At 66.5% G+C, this 18592-nt stretch carries 19 protein-coding genes; 8 read left to right on the top strand and 11 right to left on the bottom strand.

The annotated features are described in order from the left end of the window. Positions 1-6: 6 nt before the first annotated feature. The 4 genes from MH112_RS06470 to MH112_RS06455 form a co-directional block, all read right to left on the bottom strand. Positions 7-696 carry a hypothetical protein gene (locus tag MH112_RS06470; protein WP_296565466.1) on the bottom strand — a complete coding sequence of 230 codons (690 nt, stop codon included), beginning with the start codon at positions 694-696 and terminating at the stop codon, positions 7-9. 12 nt (positions 697-708) lie between these two features. Beyond that, a complete protein-coding gene (locus MH112_RS06465) occupies positions 709-1440 on the bottom strand; it encodes a hypothetical protein (RefSeq protein ID WP_296565464.1) in 732 nt (243 codons plus the stop codon). Positions 1441-1539: 99 nt separating this feature from the next. Next, positions 1540-2088 (bottom strand): 2'-5' RNA ligase family protein, encoded by a 549-nt coding sequence (locus MH112_RS06460; protein WP_296565462.1) that lies wholly within the window; start codon positions 2086-2088, stop codon positions 1540-1542. Between the two features lie 91 nt (positions 2089-2179). Further along, complete coding sequence (locus MH112_RS06455) at positions 2180-4297, bottom strand: TonB-dependent receptor (RefSeq protein WP_296565459.1); 2118 nt, start codon at positions 4295-4297, stop codon at positions 2180-2182. 389 nt (positions 4298-4686) lie between these two features. Between MH112_RS06455 and MH112_RS06450 the strand changes: the two genes are divergently transcribed. Beyond that, the gene (locus MH112_RS06450) at positions 4687-6216 is read left to right on the top strand and encodes an MFS transporter (RefSeq protein ID WP_296565456.1); all 1530 of its coding nucleotides are present in this window, start codon (positions 4687-4689) and stop codon (positions 6214-6216) included. A 64-nt stretch (positions 6217-6280) separates the two neighbouring features. On the opposite strand, the gene MH112_RS06445 is transcribed toward MH112_RS06450, so the two are convergent. After that, positions 6281-6868, bottom strand: a complete 588-nt coding sequence (locus MH112_RS06445; protein ID WP_296565454.1) for a fasciclin domain-containing protein — start codon at positions 6866-6868, stop codon at positions 6281-6283. 281 nt (positions 6869-7149) lie between these two features. Between MH112_RS06445 and MH112_RS06440 the strand changes: the two genes are divergently transcribed. Genes MH112_RS06440 through MH112_RS06430 form a run of 3 tightly spaced genes read left to right on the top strand, consistent with a single transcriptional unit; the run spans position 7150 to position 9790 of the window. Beyond that, entirely contained in the window at positions 7150-8142 is a 993-nt protein-coding gene (locus MH112_RS06440) for an ABC transporter ATP-binding protein (protein WP_296565450.1), read from the top strand. Between the two features lie 5 nt (positions 8143-8147). After that, complete coding sequence (locus MH112_RS06435; protein ID WP_296565449.1) at positions 8148-8981, top strand: hypothetical protein; 834 nt, start codon at positions 8148-8150, stop codon at positions 8979-8981. A gap of 5 nt (positions 8982-8986) precedes the next feature. Beyond that, a complete protein-coding gene (locus tag MH112_RS06430) occupies positions 8987-9790 on the top strand; it encodes an ABC-2 family transporter protein (protein ID WP_296565446.1) in 804 nt (267 codons plus the stop codon). A gap of 124 nt (positions 9791-9914) precedes the next feature. Here the strand turns inward: MH112_RS06430 and MH112_RS06425 are convergent, their stop codons facing one another. Beyond that, on the bottom strand, positions 9915-10919 hold the full coding sequence (locus MH112_RS06425) for a nitronate monooxygenase family protein (RefSeq protein WP_296565443.1): 1005 nt from the start codon (positions 10917-10919) through the stop codon (positions 9915-9917). Positions 10920-11086: 167 nt separating this feature from the next. On the opposite strand from MH112_RS06425, the gene MH112_RS06420 reads away from it, so the two are divergent. Continuing rightward, positions 11087-12520: a methylmalonyl-CoA mutase family protein gene (locus MH112_RS06420; protein ID WP_296565439.1), complete on the top strand. Its 1434-nt coding sequence runs from the start codon at positions 11087-11089 to the stop codon at positions 12518-12520. Further along, positions 12517-14685 (top strand): methylmalonyl-CoA mutase, encoded by a 2169-nt coding sequence (scpA, locus tag MH112_RS06415; RefSeq protein ID WP_296565436.1) that lies wholly within the window; start codon positions 12517-12519, stop codon positions 14683-14685. The genes MH112_RS06420 and scpA overlap by 4 nt, the downstream gene beginning before the upstream one ends. Here the strand turns inward: scpA and MH112_RS06410 are convergent. The 4 genes from MH112_RS06410 to MH112_RS06395 form a co-directional block, all read right to left on the bottom strand. Further along, entirely contained in the window at positions 14682-15101 is a 420-nt protein-coding gene (locus MH112_RS06410; RefSeq protein WP_296565433.1) for a hypothetical protein, read from the bottom strand. The two genes, scpA and MH112_RS06410, sit on opposite strands and share 4 nt — an antisense overlap. Beyond that, positions 15098-15796: a SatD family protein gene (locus MH112_RS06405; RefSeq protein WP_296565430.1), complete on the bottom strand. Its 699-nt coding sequence runs from the start codon at positions 15794-15796 to the stop codon at positions 15098-15100. Before MH112_RS06405 ends, MH112_RS06410 begins: the two co-directional genes overlap by 4 nt. A gap of 121 nt (positions 15797-15917) precedes the next feature. After that, a complete protein-coding gene (locus tag MH112_RS06400) occupies positions 15918-16343 on the bottom strand; it encodes a DUF4112 domain-containing protein (protein ID WP_296565427.1) in 426 nt (141 codons plus the stop codon). Positions 16344-16367: 24 nt separating this feature from the next. Continuing rightward, a complete protein-coding gene (locus MH112_RS06395; protein ID WP_296565425.1) occupies positions 16368-16838 on the bottom strand; it encodes a DUF4112 domain-containing protein in 471 nt (156 codons plus the stop codon). A 160-nt stretch (positions 16839-16998) separates the two neighbouring features. Here MH112_RS06395 and MH112_RS06390 point away from each other — a divergent pair, with 160 nt between their 5' ends. Next, a complete protein-coding gene (locus MH112_RS06390) occupies positions 16999-17334 on the top strand; it encodes a YbjQ family protein (RefSeq protein WP_365786426.1) in 336 nt (111 codons plus the stop codon). Positions 17335-17344: 10 nt separating this feature from the next. Here the strand turns inward: MH112_RS06390 and MH112_RS06385 are convergent, their stop codons facing one another. Further along, positions 17345-17785, bottom strand: a complete 441-nt coding sequence (locus MH112_RS06385; RefSeq protein WP_296565422.1) for a PaaI family thioesterase — start codon at positions 17783-17785, stop codon at positions 17345-17347. A gap of 103 nt (positions 17786-17888) precedes the next feature. Between MH112_RS06385 and MH112_RS06380 the strand changes: the two genes are divergently transcribed. After that, positions 17889-18497 (top strand): TetR/AcrR family transcriptional regulator, encoded by a 609-nt coding sequence (locus MH112_RS06380; protein ID WP_296565419.1) that lies wholly within the window; start codon positions 17889-17891, stop codon positions 18495-18497. Positions 18498-18592 lie beyond the last annotated feature (95 nt).

Below are 18592 nucleotides of genomic sequence, written 5' to 3'. Positions count from 1 at the left end.
TGCGCGCTAGACCCTGACCTCCCGTCGCCGGGCGTCGGCCAGGTTCAGTGCCACGACACCTTTGCGGTCCGCGGGCGCGGACTGCACGAACCGAACCGGGAAGCCCGCGAGATTGGCCACGGCATCTTGCACCGGGGCCTCGAAGATCGCCCCGGCCAGGGCTGCGGCTCTCTGGGGATCCGCACAGGCCACCACCACCCCCGTCACCCGGGTCGGGGCGCAGACCGCCTCTGGGGCCAGAATGCCGACAATTTCGAACCGCGCGCCTAGTGGCCCCGGGTCCAGTTCGATGACCCTTTGGCCGGCGACCATCCAGTCGCGGAAAACCCGCAGTCCCGCCTGACGGGCGCGGGCGGCGATCCGGTCGGGGTCTTGGGCCACAAGTCCCACCCGTCCGCCCTGCCCCGCCAATGCATGGCTGGCGGGGTCGGAATCCTCAAACTCCACATCCACCCCCGCAAGGCCGAAGCTGGCGGCGCGGTGGCCGGGGGACAGGTGCCGGGTGGGCACCGGCCTTGGACGGGCGCCCAGTTGCGCGCCCACTTGAGCGACGGCCTCCGGCGAGGCCACCCCGATCCGGGCGACCCAGGGTCCAGCGGCGCTGGGCTTAGCCAGAGCCCCTGAGCCGGTGGACGTGGCAACCGCCAGGGCACCCACGCCCAGAATGAGGGTCCGGCGGGAATGATCATGCGTCATGTGGGAGCCCCGTCAGACCAGCTTGAAATCGACATTGGCGATGCGGGCCATGTCCCCCACCCGGCTCCGGTCACGGGCCTTGAGGTAAATGGCGTTCAGGCCCCGCAGCCGGGTCTCGGTGGGCGCCACAAAGTCGATGCGCCGGTCATCTACACAGATGATCGCCTGGCCCTCCTGGCGGGCGATGAACACCGCTGCGGCCGTCGCCGCCATCTCAGCTGGACGTTCGACCGCCACCTCGGCCCCGACGATCTCCTCGGCCAGGGGCGAGTCGCTGTAGGGGCCATTGAGCGGGTCGCCCCACCAGTTCTCCTCGGGGGTATACTTGTAGAATTCGAACCGCGTGCCGAAGTCCTTGTGGTCGAACTGCATCAGCCTCTGGCCGCGGAAATCCATGTCCATGGCGAACTTCAACCCCGCCGCCCCGGCCCGGGCGCGCAAGGCGTCGGCGTCATAGGTCTGCATGACCACCATGAAGCCCCCATCCTGACCGCCACGGCTGTCGAAGAAATTGTGCAGCAGGTGGGGCTTGCGCAGGGGCTGGACCACCTCGATCAGCGTCGTGCCGACCCGCATCATGGCCGTGGAGAATCCAAAGGCCTCGGTCGGGCTGGGCCCGTCCCGCTTGGGCGTCGGCTTCAGCCCCAGGAAGTCATAGAGCTGTTGGCAGACGAAGTCCTGGTCCGGCGTCGCCAGCACATAGTGCCGGACACGGCAGGGTCTGGTGGCCTGATCTTCTTGCATTGAGCGCCCCTGATCTGCGCCGCTTCGCACGGCGTCTCATCGCCCCGCACCAAGGGTGAGGGCTATCGCTTGCATAATCAGACCAACAACCTTGGGCCGTCAAGAACCCCCCACACGACCTCGGGTAATCAGGTCTCTGCTCCCAAACCCCACCTTCGCCACCGGCTCCCACGGCCCGCCCAGATAGCGCCAGACCAGCAGGCCCTCGGCGGTGATGTCGAAGGGCTCGAACTCTTGCTGGAGACGCGCACAGAGTTCCCGCGCGGCCTCAGGATCGGCCTTGTTCTGGATGGTGATGTGCGGGCGGAAGGCTGCCCGGTCCTGCGGCGTCAGAAAGGGGGCGAAGTGGGCGGCGAGCTCCGCGCGCAGGGCGTCAAGGTCTGCGGAGGCTATGCGATAGGCCACCCCGCGCCCCATGAACCAGGGGCCGCGCACGGCCAGGGTCAGGGGGGCCCGGGCGGCGCAGGCCGCCTTCACCGTCTCGGCGATGAACGCCTCCTGGTCGCCCGGCAGGGCATGGAACAGGGTCAGATGGGCTGGAACCACATTTCGATGGGCCGGGAAATGGGCCTCGCGCAGGTCTTGGAACCAGTCGAACGCCCCCTGATCCAGGGCCGCAGTGATGATCAGGGGTGCCGATGGGGGCATAGGGGGTCCAGACTCGCCCCCCAGGACGCAGGGGGTAGAGGCTCATATTGTGCGCCCATCGCCCCCTGCCTAGTTCCACCTCGATCCCGCCCTAGAAGGCCAGGTCGACCCCCACGATGGCGGCACGCGGCTCGTTCACCAAGATCCCGCGGGAGCGGTCGATGATGAAGGTCTTGTCGGCCAGATTGCGGACCGCCAGGGTCAGCTTCACCTGGGTGTTGGGGACCTTGTAGGCCGCCGCCAGATTGAACTGCCAGGCGTCGTCGATCAGGCCCCGCTGTCCATTGGCGATGGGGGTGACCGAGTTCACATCGTCAGTGAACATCTCGCCCGTATAGACCCCTTCAAGCTCAGCCTGGATCACGCCGGTGTCGAAGCCCACCGCCGCTCGGCTCATCCATTCGGGCGCGTAGGGCAACCGGTTGCCGGTCACCGAGACCGCACCCAGGCCCGCGATGGATGAGAACCGGCGACCCCGGTACTCCGCCGTCTCCACCCAGGTGAAGGCGACATCAGCATACCAGTCCACCGAGGTGGCGAAGGCGGCCTTGGAGGAGAAGCTCGCCGCGCCTTCCAGACCCAGGTGGCGGGTCTCGCCGGCGCTGGTCGCCGTGGCCCCCACGCCCCCGGCCACGGAGGCCGGCACGATCTGGTTGTCGAAATCCAGGCGGAAGATCGCCAGTTCGCCTTCCAGGCCCGCCATGGGCGAACCCCGCAAGCCCGCTTCCCAGTTCAGGCTGCGCTCGGGATCAAGCTCCACCGAACCGCCGGCATTGGTGATGATGTCCTCGACCCGGGGGGGCGAAAAGCCCCGGTGCACACCGGCAAACAACGTCAGCCGCTGGTCCTTGCTCCAGGACACCCCGAGACCCGGGATCCACTCACTGAGTTCGGTCGAACCGCTGCGGCCCGCCAGCTTGTCTGACCGGTTGAAGGTCATGGTCTCGAAGCGGACCCCCGGGGCGATGGCGAGATCACCGATCTGGAAGGTGTTCTTGATGAAGGCCGAGGCCGCCCGGGCTTCGCGGACATTGTGCTCGCGCACCCCTGCGCCCGAGCCTACCCCCGGCGCCCGGGAGTTGGGACGGTCGCCATTGAACTGGAACCGCTCCTGGTTTTCGGCGTGCAGGCGGGCCCCGGCCAGAAGCTCGCCGCCGGACCAGTTGAGGGTCAGCCGCTGCTCAAGGCCATACATGTAGTACTGCCGCAGCCGGCCTTCATTGCCGCAGGTGGTGTTCAGATTGGCCATGCCGCCGCAGGCCGGGTCGGCGGAGTCCGAGGGACGCTGGCCGGAATTGGAGGATTGGCGCCACCAGTCGCGGTCAAAGGTGCTGGCATAAAGCACCGTGTTCAGCTGCAGGTCGTCCGAGACCGTCCAGCCATGGGCCAGGCTCGCCCCATAGCGCTCGATGACGAACGAATCGTTGGTGAAGGGATAGCCGCGGGGGTTGGCCCGGTACTCGGCCTCCGTCAGCCCCGAATAGCCGACATTGCTGTCTTCCAGATAGGCCGTGGCCTTGAAGGTCAGGGCCTGCCGTTCCGACAGGGTGGCGACGGCCTTGATGAAGACGTCGCTATAGGAGAGCTCCTGGTTCTCCCGCACCCCGGAATTGGCACCGGTGGCGAACCCGCCCAGCAGCCCCAGGCTGCCGAAGGTGTCGCCGCCCTGCAGCACCAGTTCGCGGGTCTCGTTACCCCCGGCCCGCAGCACCAACCGGCCTGAGGCGTCGGCGGGGGGCGCTGCGGTGGTGTAGTTGATCACTCCGCCCACCGTGTGCGGGCCATAGACGATCTGACCGGCACCCTTCAGGACCTCCACCGCCGAGAACCGCTCCAGAGGCGGATGGTAGTAGGATGCGTTGTCCCCATAGGGCGAATAGGTCAGCGGGACCCCATCCTCCAGCAGCAGCACCTCGGTGGACCGGGTGGGGTTCAGACCCCGGACGCCGATATTGGGTCGAAGGCCCAGCCCCTCCTCGGTCCGGACATACAGGCCCGGCACCCGACGCAGCACGTCATTGATGTCCCTGGGCTGGGAGCGCTCATACTCCACCGCCTCGATCCGGGTGGCCGCGCCGGGGAACTCGCCGGGGCCCTCCGGCCCAATGACGATCAGCTCGGAAACTGGCGCAGCCTCCTCCTCAGCCAGGGCCACACAGGGCGACAGAAGCGGCAGAAGGGCGGCTGTGGCCAAAAGAGACTTGCGCAAGACATACCCCGAAGTTTGCGATCAATTCGCGTTAGCGATCGCCCTTATGGCCGCTCCCAGTTGCGAGTCAATATCTTTCGCAAGAATGCGCCTTGGGATGCCTGAGGCCCCGGGTGTCCGGCGGACCGTGCCGGGCACCGCCTGTTGATTTCCGAACAAAATTGAATAATGCCAGATACTTATCGCTATGGGCGTCCTGCGCCGCTCGCCTGCAGGGTGCGGCAGAGCCCCGACATCAAGGCGGCCACGCCAAAGCGCAGCCATAAATCCTCGTATTTTCTAGGGCTTAGTTTGCCTGCGAACAGTTGACGCATAAGGCGACCGGGTCTTTGTTCCACCCCACGCGACGCGCCGGATCATTTTAAGAGCGCGCTCGGGAGGATAGTAAATTGGCCCAGAATTCATCGGGCGACAGCGAACGGCTGCCGTTCAAAACCAAGCTCGCTTTTGGCGTGGGCAGTGGCGCAGAATCCATCGCCCTCTTCTCCGTCGGCTCCTACGCCATGCTCTATTACAACCAGGTGCTCGGGCTTGAGGCCCACCTGGCGGGGCTGGCCATCTCCGTCAGCCTGTTCCTGGACGGGATTTCCGACCCCCTGGTGGGCTCGATCTCCGACCGCACCAAGTCCCGCTGGGGCCGGCGTCACATCTATATGTTCTTCGCCCCGATCCCGATCGTCCTGTCCCTCTGGGCGGTGTTCAACCCGCCGGACAGCCTGGGGACCTGGGCCCTGTTCTCCTGGTTTGCGGTGACCGTGGTCATGCTGCGCCAGTCCATGACCTTCTATCACACCCCCCACATGGCCTTGGGCAGCGAGCTCAGCCGCGACTACACCGAACGCTCCAAGGTGATGGCCTATAACAGCTTCTTCACCTGGGCCGGCGCGGCCGCCACCACCTGGATTGCCCTGTCCTACTTCTTCAAGGCGACCCCGGAATATCCCCGTGGCCTGCTCAATCCTGAGCCTTACGGGGCGTTCTCGGTGATCATGGGGGGCATTGCCCTGGCCCTGCTGGCGGCCTCGGCCTGGTTCACCCGCGACCGGATTCCGCTCCTGCCCAAGCCCGCGGAAAACCTGCCGAAATACAGCCCGCTCGAGTTCTTCAAGGACATGGGCAAGGCCTTCGCCAACATCAACTATGTCTGGCTGCTGATCGCCTACTTCTTCCTCAGCATGATGATCGGCCTGCGGGGCGGCCTGCACCTCTATACCAACACCTACTATTGGGGCCTGGGCTCAGAGCAGATCCGCTTCTTCGTGATCGGCTCGTTTGCCGGCTATCTGTCGGCTTTCCTGTTCGCTGCCACCCTGCACGGCCGGTTCGACAAGAAGGCCACCATCATCGTCTCGGCCATTGTCTATGCCCTGGCGCCGACCATCCCGATCCTGATGGGCTTTGCCGGCACGCTGACCCCGCAGACGCCCAACCTGCTGGCCATCCTCATTGCATTCTCGGTGTTGAGCTATGGGGCGGCCAGCGTGCTCTCCATCAGCATCATGTCGGCCCTGGCCGACATCGCCGACGAGAACGAGCTGAAGTTCGGCCTGCGTCAGGAAGGGGTGCTCTATTCCACCCGCTCCCTGTTCGCCAAGGTCGACCAGGCCATCGGCGCGGCCCTGGCGGGCTTCGTCCTGACCTTCATCTCCTTCCCGGTCCGGGCCCAGATCGGCGAGGTGCCAGCCGATGTCATCTGGAACCTGGCCCTCTGGGACGGGATCCTGGCCGGCATCCCTGGCTTGATCGCGGTGGTCTTCTACGCCCGCTACAAGATCACCCGGGCGAGCTATGAGGAAACCAAGGCCGCCCTGGCCGCACGGCGCGCCGAAGGCCTGGCCCCCCAGGCCGTGGCCGTCTCTGCCGCCATTGACGTGCCAGAACCCATGGTTCCGCCCACCGCGCCCCGGCCCGCCCAATAGACACCCGCAAAAAGGGCCCCCGCATCACTGCGGGGGCCCTCGCTTTTTGGATCAGACCCGCTGTTTAGGCGGCGGGCATGATCACCGTGTCGATGACGTGGATCACGCCGTTGGACTGGTCAAGGTCGGTGGCGCTCACCATGGCGGTGCCGCCTTGGGCGTCGGTCAGTTGCACGCCGCCATTGACCACAGAGGCCTTCAGCTCGCCGCCCTGCACGGTGGTCAGGGTCGCCGTGCCGCCGCCAGCTTCGATGGCGGCCAGAACGTCTGCGGCCATCAGCTTGCCGGCCACCACATGATAGGTCAGGACCGAGGTCAGCTGAGCCTTGGCCTCAGGCAGCAGCAGGGCATCAACCGTGCCGGCCGGCAGCTTTTCAAAGGCCGCATTGGTGGGGGCGAAGACCGTGAACGGGCCCGGACCAGAAAGGGTTTCCACCAGCTCGGCGGCGACGACAGCAGCCACCAGGGTGGTGTGGTCGGGCGAGGCCTGAGCGCCAGCAACGATGTTGGTGGTGGGTGCCGCAGCTTCGGCAGCGACGGGTTCGGCTTCAGGGGCCGCAGCGGTGTCTTCAGCCTGCGAGCAGGCCGACAGGGTCAGCGCCAGGACGAGCGCGGAAGCGCCGGCGAGCATACGGAATTTCGGTTCAGTCATGGACAGTCCCTCGGATGGGCGCCTGCGGCGATACGCGTGGCGTCTTGGAAGGGGTACGAGTCCGGCCCCCATCCCGGATGCGCGAGGGACAAGACTTTCTCCCGCGTTCCGCGCACAACGCGTTCAAGACCACCGGCGTTCCCTTACGTGTCGGTATGACGGCAGCTTCAGCCGCCAAGTCCCCAGTTTGGCGACGTGCAGCGCCGCCGAACCGGGTTTCCCTTTCATGGAACGCGATCTAGGGTTCGGCCCCTTCTCAGTCTCATTACTGGCCCGCACCCATGCCACAGATCCTCGTGGAGGACCTGGCCAAGACCTATCGCGTCGCCGAACGCGATCCCGGCCTGCTGGGCGCGGTCAAGGGTCTGGTCCATCGCCGCCACCGCACGGTCGAGGCCCTGCGCAACGTCTCCTTTTCCCTGGAGGCGGGAGAACTGCTGGGGTTCATCGGTCCCAACGGAGCCGGCAAGTCAACCACCATCAAGATCCTCTCCGGGATTCTGCGGCCAGACAGCGGCACAGTGCTGGTGAATGGCCGCGTTCCCTTCACCGACCGCATCGCCCATGTCTCCAGGATCGGCGTGGTGTTCGGCCAGCGGACCCAGCTGTGGTGGGACCTGCCGGTCATCGAAGGCTTCGACCTGTTGGCCGACATCTACCGGGTGGACTCCGCCCGCTACCGGGCCAACCGAGACGAGCTGGTCGATCTGCTCCGCCTGGCGCCTGTCCTGGACCAGCCGGTGCGCCAGCTGTCGCTGGGCCAACGGATGCGCGCCGAGATCGCCGCGGCCCTGCTGCACGAACCCGACATCCTGTTCCTGGATGAGCCGACCATCGGCCTGGACGCCCCCTCCAAGCTTGCCGTCCGCGAGGTGGTCGCCCGCCTGAACCGCGAGCGCGGCGTCACCGTCCTGCTCACCACCCACGACATGCACGACATCGAGGCCCTGGCCCAGCGGGTGATCGTCATCGGCCATGGTCAGGTCCTGGCCGACAGCCCGTTTGAGACCCTGCGGGCCAATGTCCTGGCCGAGCGGCGCCTGATTGTCGACTTCGCCCATGAGGCACCGGACGTCACCCTGCCCGGGGTCGAGATCCGCAGCCGCAGGGGCCAGACCCTGGAACTGGCCTTCGATCCCGCGCGGACGCCGACGCCCACCGTGATCGCCGCCATCGCCGCGGCCCACGAGGTGGTCGACATCCATGTGGGAGAGCCGGCCATCGAAGAGGTTATCGCCCGCTTCTATGCCTTGCACGGCGCAGGCGAGGCCTGAGCCCCATGGACGCTGCCCGCCCCTATCTGGCCGCCTTCTCCAGCCGCTTCCTGTTGATGCTGCAGTATCGGGCCGCCGCCATCGCCGGCTTCGCCACCCAGTGCTGGTGGGGGGGCATCAAGGTGATGATCTATGCTGCCTTCTTCGCCGCAGCCCCGGCGGCGGCGGCGGCCTCGCCCATGACCCTGGCTCAGGTGATCACCTACACCTGGCTTGCCCAGGCCCTCTTGGCCCTGACCCCCTGGAACGCCGACCCAGAGGTGGCCCTGGCCGTGCGCACAGGCGCGGTGGCCTATGACCGCCTGCGGCCGGTGGATACCTACAGTCTCTGGTATGTCCGTGGCGGTGCCTGGATGGCCTCCCGGGCCCTGCCCCGCGCAGCCCTGATGCTGCTGGGGGCGGGGCTTGTCCTGCCCTTGATCGGCCTGTCGGACTGGGCTTGGAAGCCGCCGCCGAGCTTTGCGGCGGCCGCGGCCTTCGCCATCTCCCTGCCCCTGGCCCTGGCCCTGGCCACCGCTTTTCTGATGATCGTGAACATCATCGTCGCCGCCACCCTCACCGACCGGGGGATCAATGTGCTGTTCAACAGCCTGATCATTGTCTTCTCCGGCAACCTGCTGCCGCTGGCCCTCTATCCCGACTGGGCGCAGACCGCGCTGCTGATACAGCCCTTCGCCGGCATGATGGACATTCCGCTTCGCCTCTATGTGGGCCAGCTGCAAGGGTCAGAGGCCCTGCTAGGCCTGGGCCTGCAGGTCTTTTGGACCGTGGCCCTCATCCTCCTCGGTCGCGTCGCCATGGCCCGCGTCATGCGCCGGCTGGACGTACAGGGGGGTTAGGCCAGATGAATAGCGCGGCCCTCCTCCTTCGCTATTTCAGCGCCTCCCTGCGCAGCCAGCTACAGTATCCCGGCTCGGCCATCATGCTGGGGATCGGCGCCTTCTTGACCACCATCATCGACATGCTGGCCGCCTGGGCACTCTTTGACCGCTTCGGTCAGGTGCAGGGCTGGGGGCTTGGGCACATCGCCGTCTTCTATGGGGTGGTCTCAACCAGTTTCGCCCTCACCGACTTCTTCACCAGGGGCTTCGATGTCTTTGGCGGGGAGTTCGTCAAGACCGGCGCCTTTGACCGCGTCCTGCTGCGGCCACGCTCTCCGGCCCTGCAATTGATCGGCTATGAGTTCCGCCTCAGCCGCTTTGGTCGCCTGGCCCAGGCCCTGCTGGTTCTGTTTGTCGGCGCCGCTGTGGTCGGCGTGACCTGGTCCCCGGACAAGATCCTGCTGCTGGCCTGGACCATCACCGGCGGCGTGGCCCTGTTCACCGGCCTCCTGGTCCTGCAGGCCAGCTTCGCCTTCTGGACCACCGAAAGCCTGGAGGTGTTCAACGTCCTGACCTATGGCGGCATCCAGGCGGCCCAATTTCCCTTGAGCCTCTATGCCGGCTGGTTCCGGAACTTTCTGATCTTCGTCGTGCCCCTGGGGTGCGTGGCCTATTACCCCGTCCTGGCCATCCTCGATCAGCCCGACCCCTTAGGCGCCCCGGACTGGTGGCTGCCCACAGCGCCGGCCATGGGCTTCGTCTTTTTGGCCGCATCCTTCCTCGCCTGGCGCGCCGGCATCAGGCGCTACACCTCGACCGGGAGCTGAGTCAGCAGCCCCTCCCCTTCGTCATTCCCGGCCCTGAACCGGGAATCCCTCGCGACGCTGGCGCCCGCCACCGCGAGGGATGCCCGCCACATGGGCGGGCATGACGAAAAGGAATTCTGCAGACCTATTCCGCCGCCATCAGCACCTTGCCGGCGGTGAACGAGGTCTTCTCCGCAAGGCTGGCCTTGGCCGCCTCGTACTCCGCCGCCAGCTTGGCCACGAGGTCCCCCGCGCCGAGAATTTCCTCCACAGCGCCAATGCCCTGACCGCAGCCCCAGATGTCCTTCCAGGCCCGGGCCTTGGTGTTGCCGCCTGAGCCGAAGTTCATCTTCGAGGGGTCAGCCTCAGGCAGATTGTCCGGGTCGAGACCCGCAGCGACGATGGAGGGCCGCAGGTAATTGCCATGCACCCCGCTGAACAGGTTGGAATAGACGATGTCCTCGCCGGAGCTTTGGACGATCATCTCCTTGTAGCCCTGCACCGCATTGGCCTCCTTGGTGGCGATGAAGGCCGAGCCGATATAGGCGAGGTCGGCCCCCATGGCCTGGGCGCCCAATATGGCCCCCCCATTGGCGATGGACCCAGACAGAGCGATCGGCCCGTCGAACCACTTCCGCAGCTCCTGGATCAGGGCGAAGGGCGACAGGGCGCCGGCGTGACCGCCTGCCCCAGCCGCCACGGGGATCAGGCCATCAGCGCCCTTCTCCACCGCCTTGCGGGCGAAGCGGTCATTGATGATGTCGTGCATGACAATGCCGCCATAGGCATGCACGGCCTGGTTCACATCCTCCCGCGCGCCCAGGGAGGTGATGATGATCGGCACCTTGTACTTGGCCGCCATCTCCACATCGTGCTCCAGCCGGTCATTGGTCTTGTGCACGATCTGGTTCACCGCAAACGGTGCCGAGGGCAGGTCCGGGTTCTTGGCGTCCCAGTCCGCCAGCTCCTCGGTGATCTGGGCCAGCCACTCGTCCAGCTGGCTGGCCGGGCGGGCGTTCAGGGCCGGGAAGGAGCCGACAATCCCGGCCTTGCACTGCGCGATCACCAGATCCGGGTTCGAGATGATGAACAGGGGCGAGGCGATGACCGGCAGACGCAGGCGGTCACGGAGAATCGGCGGCAGGGCCATGGGCGGTGTCCTTCACGGGTGTTTTTACGATGTAAGCGCAAACCGGTTCCCCGGGCAAGAATACAGCAGCGGCAAGGCTCACAAGGCGCACGCAGGTTTGACCCAGCGGCAGGGCGCCGTTGCGGCGCCCTTGACGCTCCCCGCGCCCCCGGCTCATCACAGGAACAATGGTCCAGATCGCTCCCCCTGCCGTGGAATTTCCGCCGGCCAGCGCCGAAGACTGGCGCGCCCTCGTGCTCAAAACCCTGGGCGACAAGCCCCCGGAGAGCCTCACCACCACCACGGCCGATGGCCTGACTATCGCCCCCCTCTATGGGGCAGACGCGGGGCCACAGGTACCGACCCGGCCCTATGACCCGGATCGTCCTTGGGATCTGCGCGGTGCCACAGCCCATCCCGATCCTCTCCGCGCCCGGGCCGACATCCTGGCCGATCTGGAGGGTGGCGCGGCCTCGGTGCTGCTCAGCCTCGACCCCACCGGCAAGGCCGGGACCGCCGTGGGCTCGGCCGACGACCTGGCCAGGGCGCTGGACGGGGTGATCCTCGAACTTGCCCCAGTCGCCCTGGACGCCGGCCTTCTGGGCGTGGCCGCCGCCGACTGGCTCAGCAGCCTGGCCAAGGCCTCGCCCGGCGCCCTGTTGCAGTTTCACCTGGACCCCTTGAGCGTGTTCGCCCGGGAGGGCGCAAGCCCTGGCCCCATCGAGGCGCACATTTTCGCCGCCGCCGGGGCGGCCGCCCGCCATGCAACGACCTATCCCAAGGCGCAGCTTTTCCTGGCGTCCGGCCAGGTGATCCATGAGGCCGGTGGGGCTGCGGCCTGCGAAGTGGCCTTCGCCGCGGCCAGTGCGCTGGCCTATGCCCGGGCCATGGTCCGGGCTGGCATGGGGATGAATGAGGCGTTTGCCCGCATCACCCTGGGCCTTTCTGCCGAGGCCGACTATTTCCTGACCATCGCCAAGCTGCGCGCCGCCCGACGGGTGTGGGCCAGGCTCACCGGCGCCTGCGGTCTAGACGTTCCAGCCCGGATCGAGGTCAGGTCCTCCCGCCGGATGCTCACCCGCCGCGATCCCTGGACCAATATGCTGCGGCTCACCGCCGCTGGCTTTGGTGCCGCAGTGGGGGGGGCCGACGCGGTGGTCCTGGGAACCTTTACCGATGCCCTGGGACGGCCCTCGGCCCTGGCCAGGCGCCAGAGCCGCAACACCCAACTGGTGCTGATGGAAGAGGCCCATATCGGCCGCGTCGCCGATCCCGCTGCCGGGTCTGGCTATGTTGAGGCGCTGACCGACCAGATCGCCCGCGCCGCCTGGTCAGCCTTCCAGGTCACCGAGGGCCTGGGGGGGCTGGTGTCAGCCCTGACCAGCGGTCATGTGGCCGCCGAGGTGGAAACCACCGTCCAGGCCCGCCATGAAGCCGGTGAGCCCGCCATCGTCGGGGTCACCGCCTTCCCCCCGACCACCGAATCCACCGTCGAGATCGACTCTGCCCTGCCTCGCCCGGTCACAGCCCCCTCGCCCCGGCTGCCCGGCCCCGATGGCCGCTGCCCGCCGCTTGCGCCTATTCGCATCGCCCAGCCCTATGAGCCCGAGGCCGCCCAATGAGCGCCTTCCCCGACTTCACCGAGATCGCCTTCGACGCCGAGCCCAGCTCAGCGGCAGGCCCCGCACCCACCCACGAGCCCTGGGCCACACCGGAAGGCATTGCGGTGGCAACCGCCTACGGGCCTGCCGACATCGCAGGCTTGAGCGGCCTGGACGGCTATCCCGGCCTCGCGCCCTTCCTGCGCGGGCCTTATCCGACCATGTACGCCACCAATCCGTGGACCATCCGTCAGTATGCAGGCTTCTCCACGGCCGAGGACTCCAACGCCTTCTATCGCCGCAACCTGGCGGCTGGTCAGAAGGGCCTGTCAGTCGCCTTCGATCTCGCCACCCATCGAGGCTATGATTCCGACCATCCCCGGGTGGCCGGCGATGTGGGCATGGCCGGCGTGGCCATCGATTCCATCCTCGACATGCGCACCCTGTTCGACGGGATTCCCCTCGATGAGATGAGCGTGTCCATGACCATGAACGGCGCGGTCCTGCCGATCCTGGCGCTCTATATCGTCGCGGCCGAGGAACAGGGGGTCCCCGCCGCCAAGCTGTCGGGCACCATCCAGAACGACATCCTCAAGGAGTTCCTGGTCCGGAACACCTACATCTATCCGCCCGCCCCTTCGATGCGGATCATTTCCGACATCTTTTCATATACTTCCACCGAGATGCCGAGGTTCAACTCGATCTCGATCTCCGGCTATCACATCCAGGAAGCCGGGGCGACGCTGGACCTGGAGCTGGCCTATACCCTGGCCGACGGCATCGAATATGTCCGCGCCGGCGTGGCCGCAGGTATGAGCGTCGACAAGTTTGCCCCCCGCCTCTCCTTCTTCTGGAATGCGGGCATGAACGCCTTCATGGAGATCGCCAAGCAGCGGGCTGGTCGCCTGCTCTGGGCTGAGCTCATGCAGGCCGAGTTTGCGCCCAAGGACGCCCGATCCCTGTCCCTGCGGGCTCACACCCAGACCAGCGGCTGGAGCCTGGCGGCCCAGGATGTCTACAACAACGTCGCCCGCACCTGCGTCGAGGCCATGGCGGCCACCGGCGGCCAGACCCAGAGCCTGCACACCAATTCCCTGGACGAGGCTTTGGCCCTGCCGACGGATTTCTCCGCCCGCATCGCGCGCAACACCCAGCTGTTCCTGCAGCTGGAAAGCGGCCAGACCCGGGTCATCGATCCCTGGGGCGGGTCCTATTACATTGAACGCCTCACCGCCGACCTCGCCGCCCGCGCCCGGGCGCACATTGCCGAGGTCGAGGCCTTGGGCGGCATGGCCAAGGCCATCGAGGACGGCCTGCCCAAGCGCCGCATCGAAGAGGCCAGCGCCCGCACCCAGGCGCGCATCGATTCCGGGCGACAGACGGTGGTGGGGGTCAACCGCTACCGCTCTGCCGACCCCGATGAGATCCCGGTGCTCAAGGTCGACAATTCCGCCGTCCGCCAAAGTCAGCTGGAGAAGCTGGCCCGCCTGAAGGCTGAGCGTGACCCCGCTGCGGTGGAACGCGCCCTTGAGGCCCTCACCGCCGGCGCCGCCGGGACCGGCAACCTCCTGGCGCTTTCCGTGGAGGCCGCCCGGGCCAAGGCCACCGTGGGCGAGATCAGCTACGCCCTGGAAAAGGTCTTCGACCGGCACAAGGCCAAGGCCGACGCGGTCAAGGGGGTCTATCTGCGCGAGGCCGGGGAGACGCCAGCAGCCCTGAAGGCCAAGGCCATGGTCGGCGCCTTTGCGTCCGCCGACGGCCGCAAGCCCCGGGTGCTGATCGCCAAGATGGGCCAGGACGGCCATGACCGGGGCCAGAAAGTCATCGCCTCAGGCTTCGCCGACCTGGGCTTTGAGGTGGAGATCGGCGACCTGTTCCAGACCCCGGCCGAGGCTGCGGCCCTGGCGGTGGAGCGAAAAGTCCATGTGGTGGGGGCCAGCTCGCTGGCCGCCGGCCACCTGACCCTGGTGCCGGAGCTCAAGGCCGAGCTCGCCCGCCTGGGCCGCCCAGATATCCTGGTGGTGGTGGGCGGCGTCATCCCGCCGGAGGACTTCGCCGCCCTGACCGACATGGGTGTCGCCGCCATCTTCCCGCCCGGCACGGTGGTGCCTGAGTGCGCCGTCGAGGTGCTCGACCGGCTCAATGAGCAGTTGGGCTACGCCCAGCTGGACGCGCCCCGGGGCTAATCCGCCATTCGGCTCAGGATCTGGAGGCCAAATGTGGCGTCATAGACCATCCAGGCCTGAGTCACGAGGATGGCCCAGGCGACGCTGAACAGGGATCCGACCAGGAAGTACTCCGCGTTCAGCTTCTCATCGAGGTCCTTGAATCGGGCCACAGTCTTCAGCGCCACCACGACCACCAGGATCTCCCAGGCACCGAAGACAAGACCGCTGGCAATCAACAGCCGCTCTAAATGGCCGATCAGTCTCCCCACCCGCGGGGTGTTGGCCCGTGGCTTTGCCTCGTCGCCCTCAATCAAGGTCATGGCCTGGCTGAGCCCGCTCCAGTCCAGTACCACCTTGCAGGCAAGGTTGCCGACAATCGTCAGCAGGAACAGGGCAAGCCCCACCGAGCCAGCGAAGTGGATCCAGGCGTTCATCGGGTCAAACCATAAATCTCGTCTAGGGTCTCAACCGCCGTCTCCAGGGCCCGCCACTGTCGACCATAGAACTCAAACCGGGCGGCTCGCCTGATCTTGTAAAGCGTCTGAAGCGAGATGTTCAGGCGCTGCGCCAGTCCCGTCGCGGACTCCCAACGTGAGGCGAGCGCCACTTCTCGCTGTCGCGCTGTCCAGCCTTGCTCGATCTCACTCAAGCTTGCCCCGACCGCCTCCATCAATGTCTCGAGGGCCGGCTGCCCTGGCAGGTGGAAGCGGTAGGCGTTGGCGTCTCGCTTGTCGGTCAGGCGCGCGCGGCTGGCGGCAAGTCCGGGCCCCATCATGTTCCAGGCCCGCTCAGAATTTACCGGCGTCTCCAGGCGCAACACGCCCAGGACAAAGCGACAGGCCACGCCCTGGATCAGCAGTCGCGCCTGCACATCACGCAGGATGGCCAGGCCATCCTCAAAGGTCTGCGTCAGCCCCTGGAATTCGTCCCCGAGGGTGATGGTCAGCGGGGAGGTCATTGTCGTCCCCGCGTCGAGATTTGCGGCGTCGATCGCCCGGTTGAAGGCCGCATGCAGGTCAGCCACTGAGCCCGCGTCCTGGCTGGACACCAGGTCGCCCATGATGGCCACGTGAGTTGGACGTTGCAGGTTGAGCGACGGGCGGGCCGCAGATGGCGCAAGGTCGGTCATGGGCCGCAATGACACCCTCGAGTTTAGCCCCTCATGAGGCGAAAATCATCTAATAACCCAAATATGGGTCAATTGATAATATTATCCCTTAAACGGGATAGTATTTCAGGGCCGCGCAGGGTCAGATCTTTGGCCCCCGCCGCCCGCCACCCTTGGCTTTGCGCTTGCGGTCCCAGCTGTCGGGCAGGGCCGAGGGACCATGGCGGGCCTCGATGTCCTTCTGCAGGGCCTTGGCCGCCATCAGGTGGCCGGGGAAAAGGGTGTCCACCGCCCAGCCGGCCACGGGTACGGTGGAACTGGCGGAGTCGACCACAAGATAGGCCGCCATCCGGGCCAGGGTGGGAACCGATGCCCCCCCTCGAAATCCCGCTGCAATCAGCAGCGCCCCTGCCCCAAGACTGTAGACCGTACCGGCCACGGGCACCCAGGCCAGAACGCCATCCAGGCCGAGGCCGATAGGGCCTACCCCCACCAGCCGGTCCGACAGCCGCTTGATCCGCTCGGCCGCGCGCCAGGCCTGATGGGCCTTGTCCTGGGTCACCGCCATAGGCAAGCTCCCCGGGCGCTGGCCCTAGCCGAGGAACACCACCCGGCGGCGTTCCTTGCCGTCGCGGATGCGCGACAGGATGTCTCGGTACTCCGGGGTGTTGACCACATCCTTGCGAGCGCCCTCAAAATAGATGGTCTCTTCCATGTGCTTCAGGATGAGATCGGCTGCCCATTTGTGGCCTGAAAACAGCATGTCCGCCAGCTTGCCGAGCCCCCCTGGCACTGGTGCGATCCCGATGGCCAGATCGGCCAACAGCACCATGGTCGCCTCCAGCAGCACCATGGGTGAACACCGGGCCCGGATGCCGTCAATCAGCAGCACTGAACCGGCGCCCGCGCTGTAGAGCCCGCCAGCCCAGGGGATCCAGGTCAGCAGTCCGTCCAGGCCCACCCCGACCGGGCCGATCTTGATGACATTGTCAGACAACCGCTTGGTGCGCTCAATGCTGGCGCGGATATTGTGCAGCTCGATGTGCGATCGGGCGAAGATCATGGACAGGCTCCGGCGGGGACGGGGCAATGTGGACCAAGCAGGCTAAACCTTGAAGACATTCGGCGGCTTTTCCCGTGAAGCTATGCAGATCGCCTTGCCAGGCTCGCCCAGGGCGCGATTCCGCATCGCAACCGACACAATTTGATCCTATGGATTCACCATGGCGCGCGAACCCGACATCCTCATCGTCACCACCGACTTCATTGAAGGCCGGCCCGTCAAGCAACACCTGGGCATGGTGTCCGCCCAGGCGATCCTGGGTGCCAATGTGGTCCTCGACCTGATGGCTGCCCTGCGGGACTTCTTTGGCGGACGTTCCAAGAGCTATGAGCGGGTTCTGGCCCGCGCCCGGGCCGACGCCCTGGAGGCCCTGGCCGAGGAGGCCCGGAAGGTCGGGGCCAACGCCGTCGTCGGCGTCGACCTGGACTATCACGCCATCGGCCAGAACGGCTCCATGATGATGGTCGCCGTCAACGGCTCGGCCGTGGTGCTCTAAAGAACGGCCTTCAGGTTTCTGACACCGACGGCAAGGGCAGGACGATCTGCTGTGCGCTGGCCTCAGCGATCAGTCGTCCACCAGCCTGAGTGAAGCTGGCCCGGACGGCAATCATCTGCCGGGTCGCCGCAATGACCCTGGCCTCGATCTCCAGGGGCGCATTTCGGCCAACCCGCAGGAAACTCACCTGCAGCTGCGTGGTCCGATAGAGCCGATCATCGGGGATCACCGTCATGGTGGCGAAGGCCAGCACCTGATCGGCCAGGGCCGCGATATAGCCACCGAACAGGGAGCCATCGGCCGTGGCAAGACTCGGATGGGGGGTCCAGGTTTTACGCACCCAGCCGTCCCCCCAACTGTCCAGCCGCCCCAGGTGCAATTGTTCGACGATGGCCGGCAGCGCCCCCGTCCCCGCGCCGATCGCGTCCAGTCGCTCCGTGGCCCAAGTCATCTGAATTCCTTTCAACCTTGCTGGCCTCAAGGCTAACCAGGGGCGGGCTTACCCCCTACTCACCTTCCCAGCTTTCGGTCGATCCCAGATGAGCGAGGTCTAAGTGTCTGACGGCGAGCGAAAAATTCCCCGCCAGAAGCGAGCGGCGGAGACCGTCGAGATCATTCTGGAAGCCGCCGCTCAGCTCCTGGAGCGCTCAGGTCTGGACGGCTTCACGACCAATGCCGTGGCGGAACGGGCTGGGATCAGTATCGGCACGCTCTATCGCTACTTCCCCAATAAGCGGGTCCTGATGCACGCCCTGGCCGAGCGCGAAAGCGACCTGCATGGGGCGGAAATGCAGCGGCTGCTTCGAGAAGGCGGCGCGGGCCTGGCGCCCGACCGCGCCCTGGTCCGGGCCTTTGTCGGTGCCTTCCAGGGCCGCGCCCGCGCCCGTCGGATCGCCATGGGGATCTGGTTCGAGACGACCCCCGCTGAGGCCCTGGCCAGCCGGTTTGACGCCGTCACCCAGACCCTGAACCAGACCCAGGGGACCCTAGAGCCGATCAGCGCCTTCGTACTGACCCGTGCCATGCACGGCGCCCTGCGCTCTGCGGTCCTCGAAGGGGTCGACTTCCTCCACGACAGGGCCTTCGAAGACGAGCTGGTCAGCCTGTCCCGGGCCTATCTGGCGCAGGTTCGCAGCAGAGCCGCGGCTCAGGTAAGCCCCTGAACCGCGCCGGCGCCTACATCATGTCGCCGGCAGCGGCGTCCTTTACAGGGCGAAGGGACCCGCTTATGTATCGTGAATGTAGATACGAAAGGCGC

The organism is Phenylobacterium sp. (assembly GCF_022402485.1).
GTDB lineage: Bacteria > Pseudomonadota > Alphaproteobacteria > Caulobacterales > Caulobacteraceae > Phenylobacterium.
The sequence above is the reverse complement of the archived record's forward strand: the minus strand, read 5'-3'. Positions and strand labels throughout refer to the sequence as shown.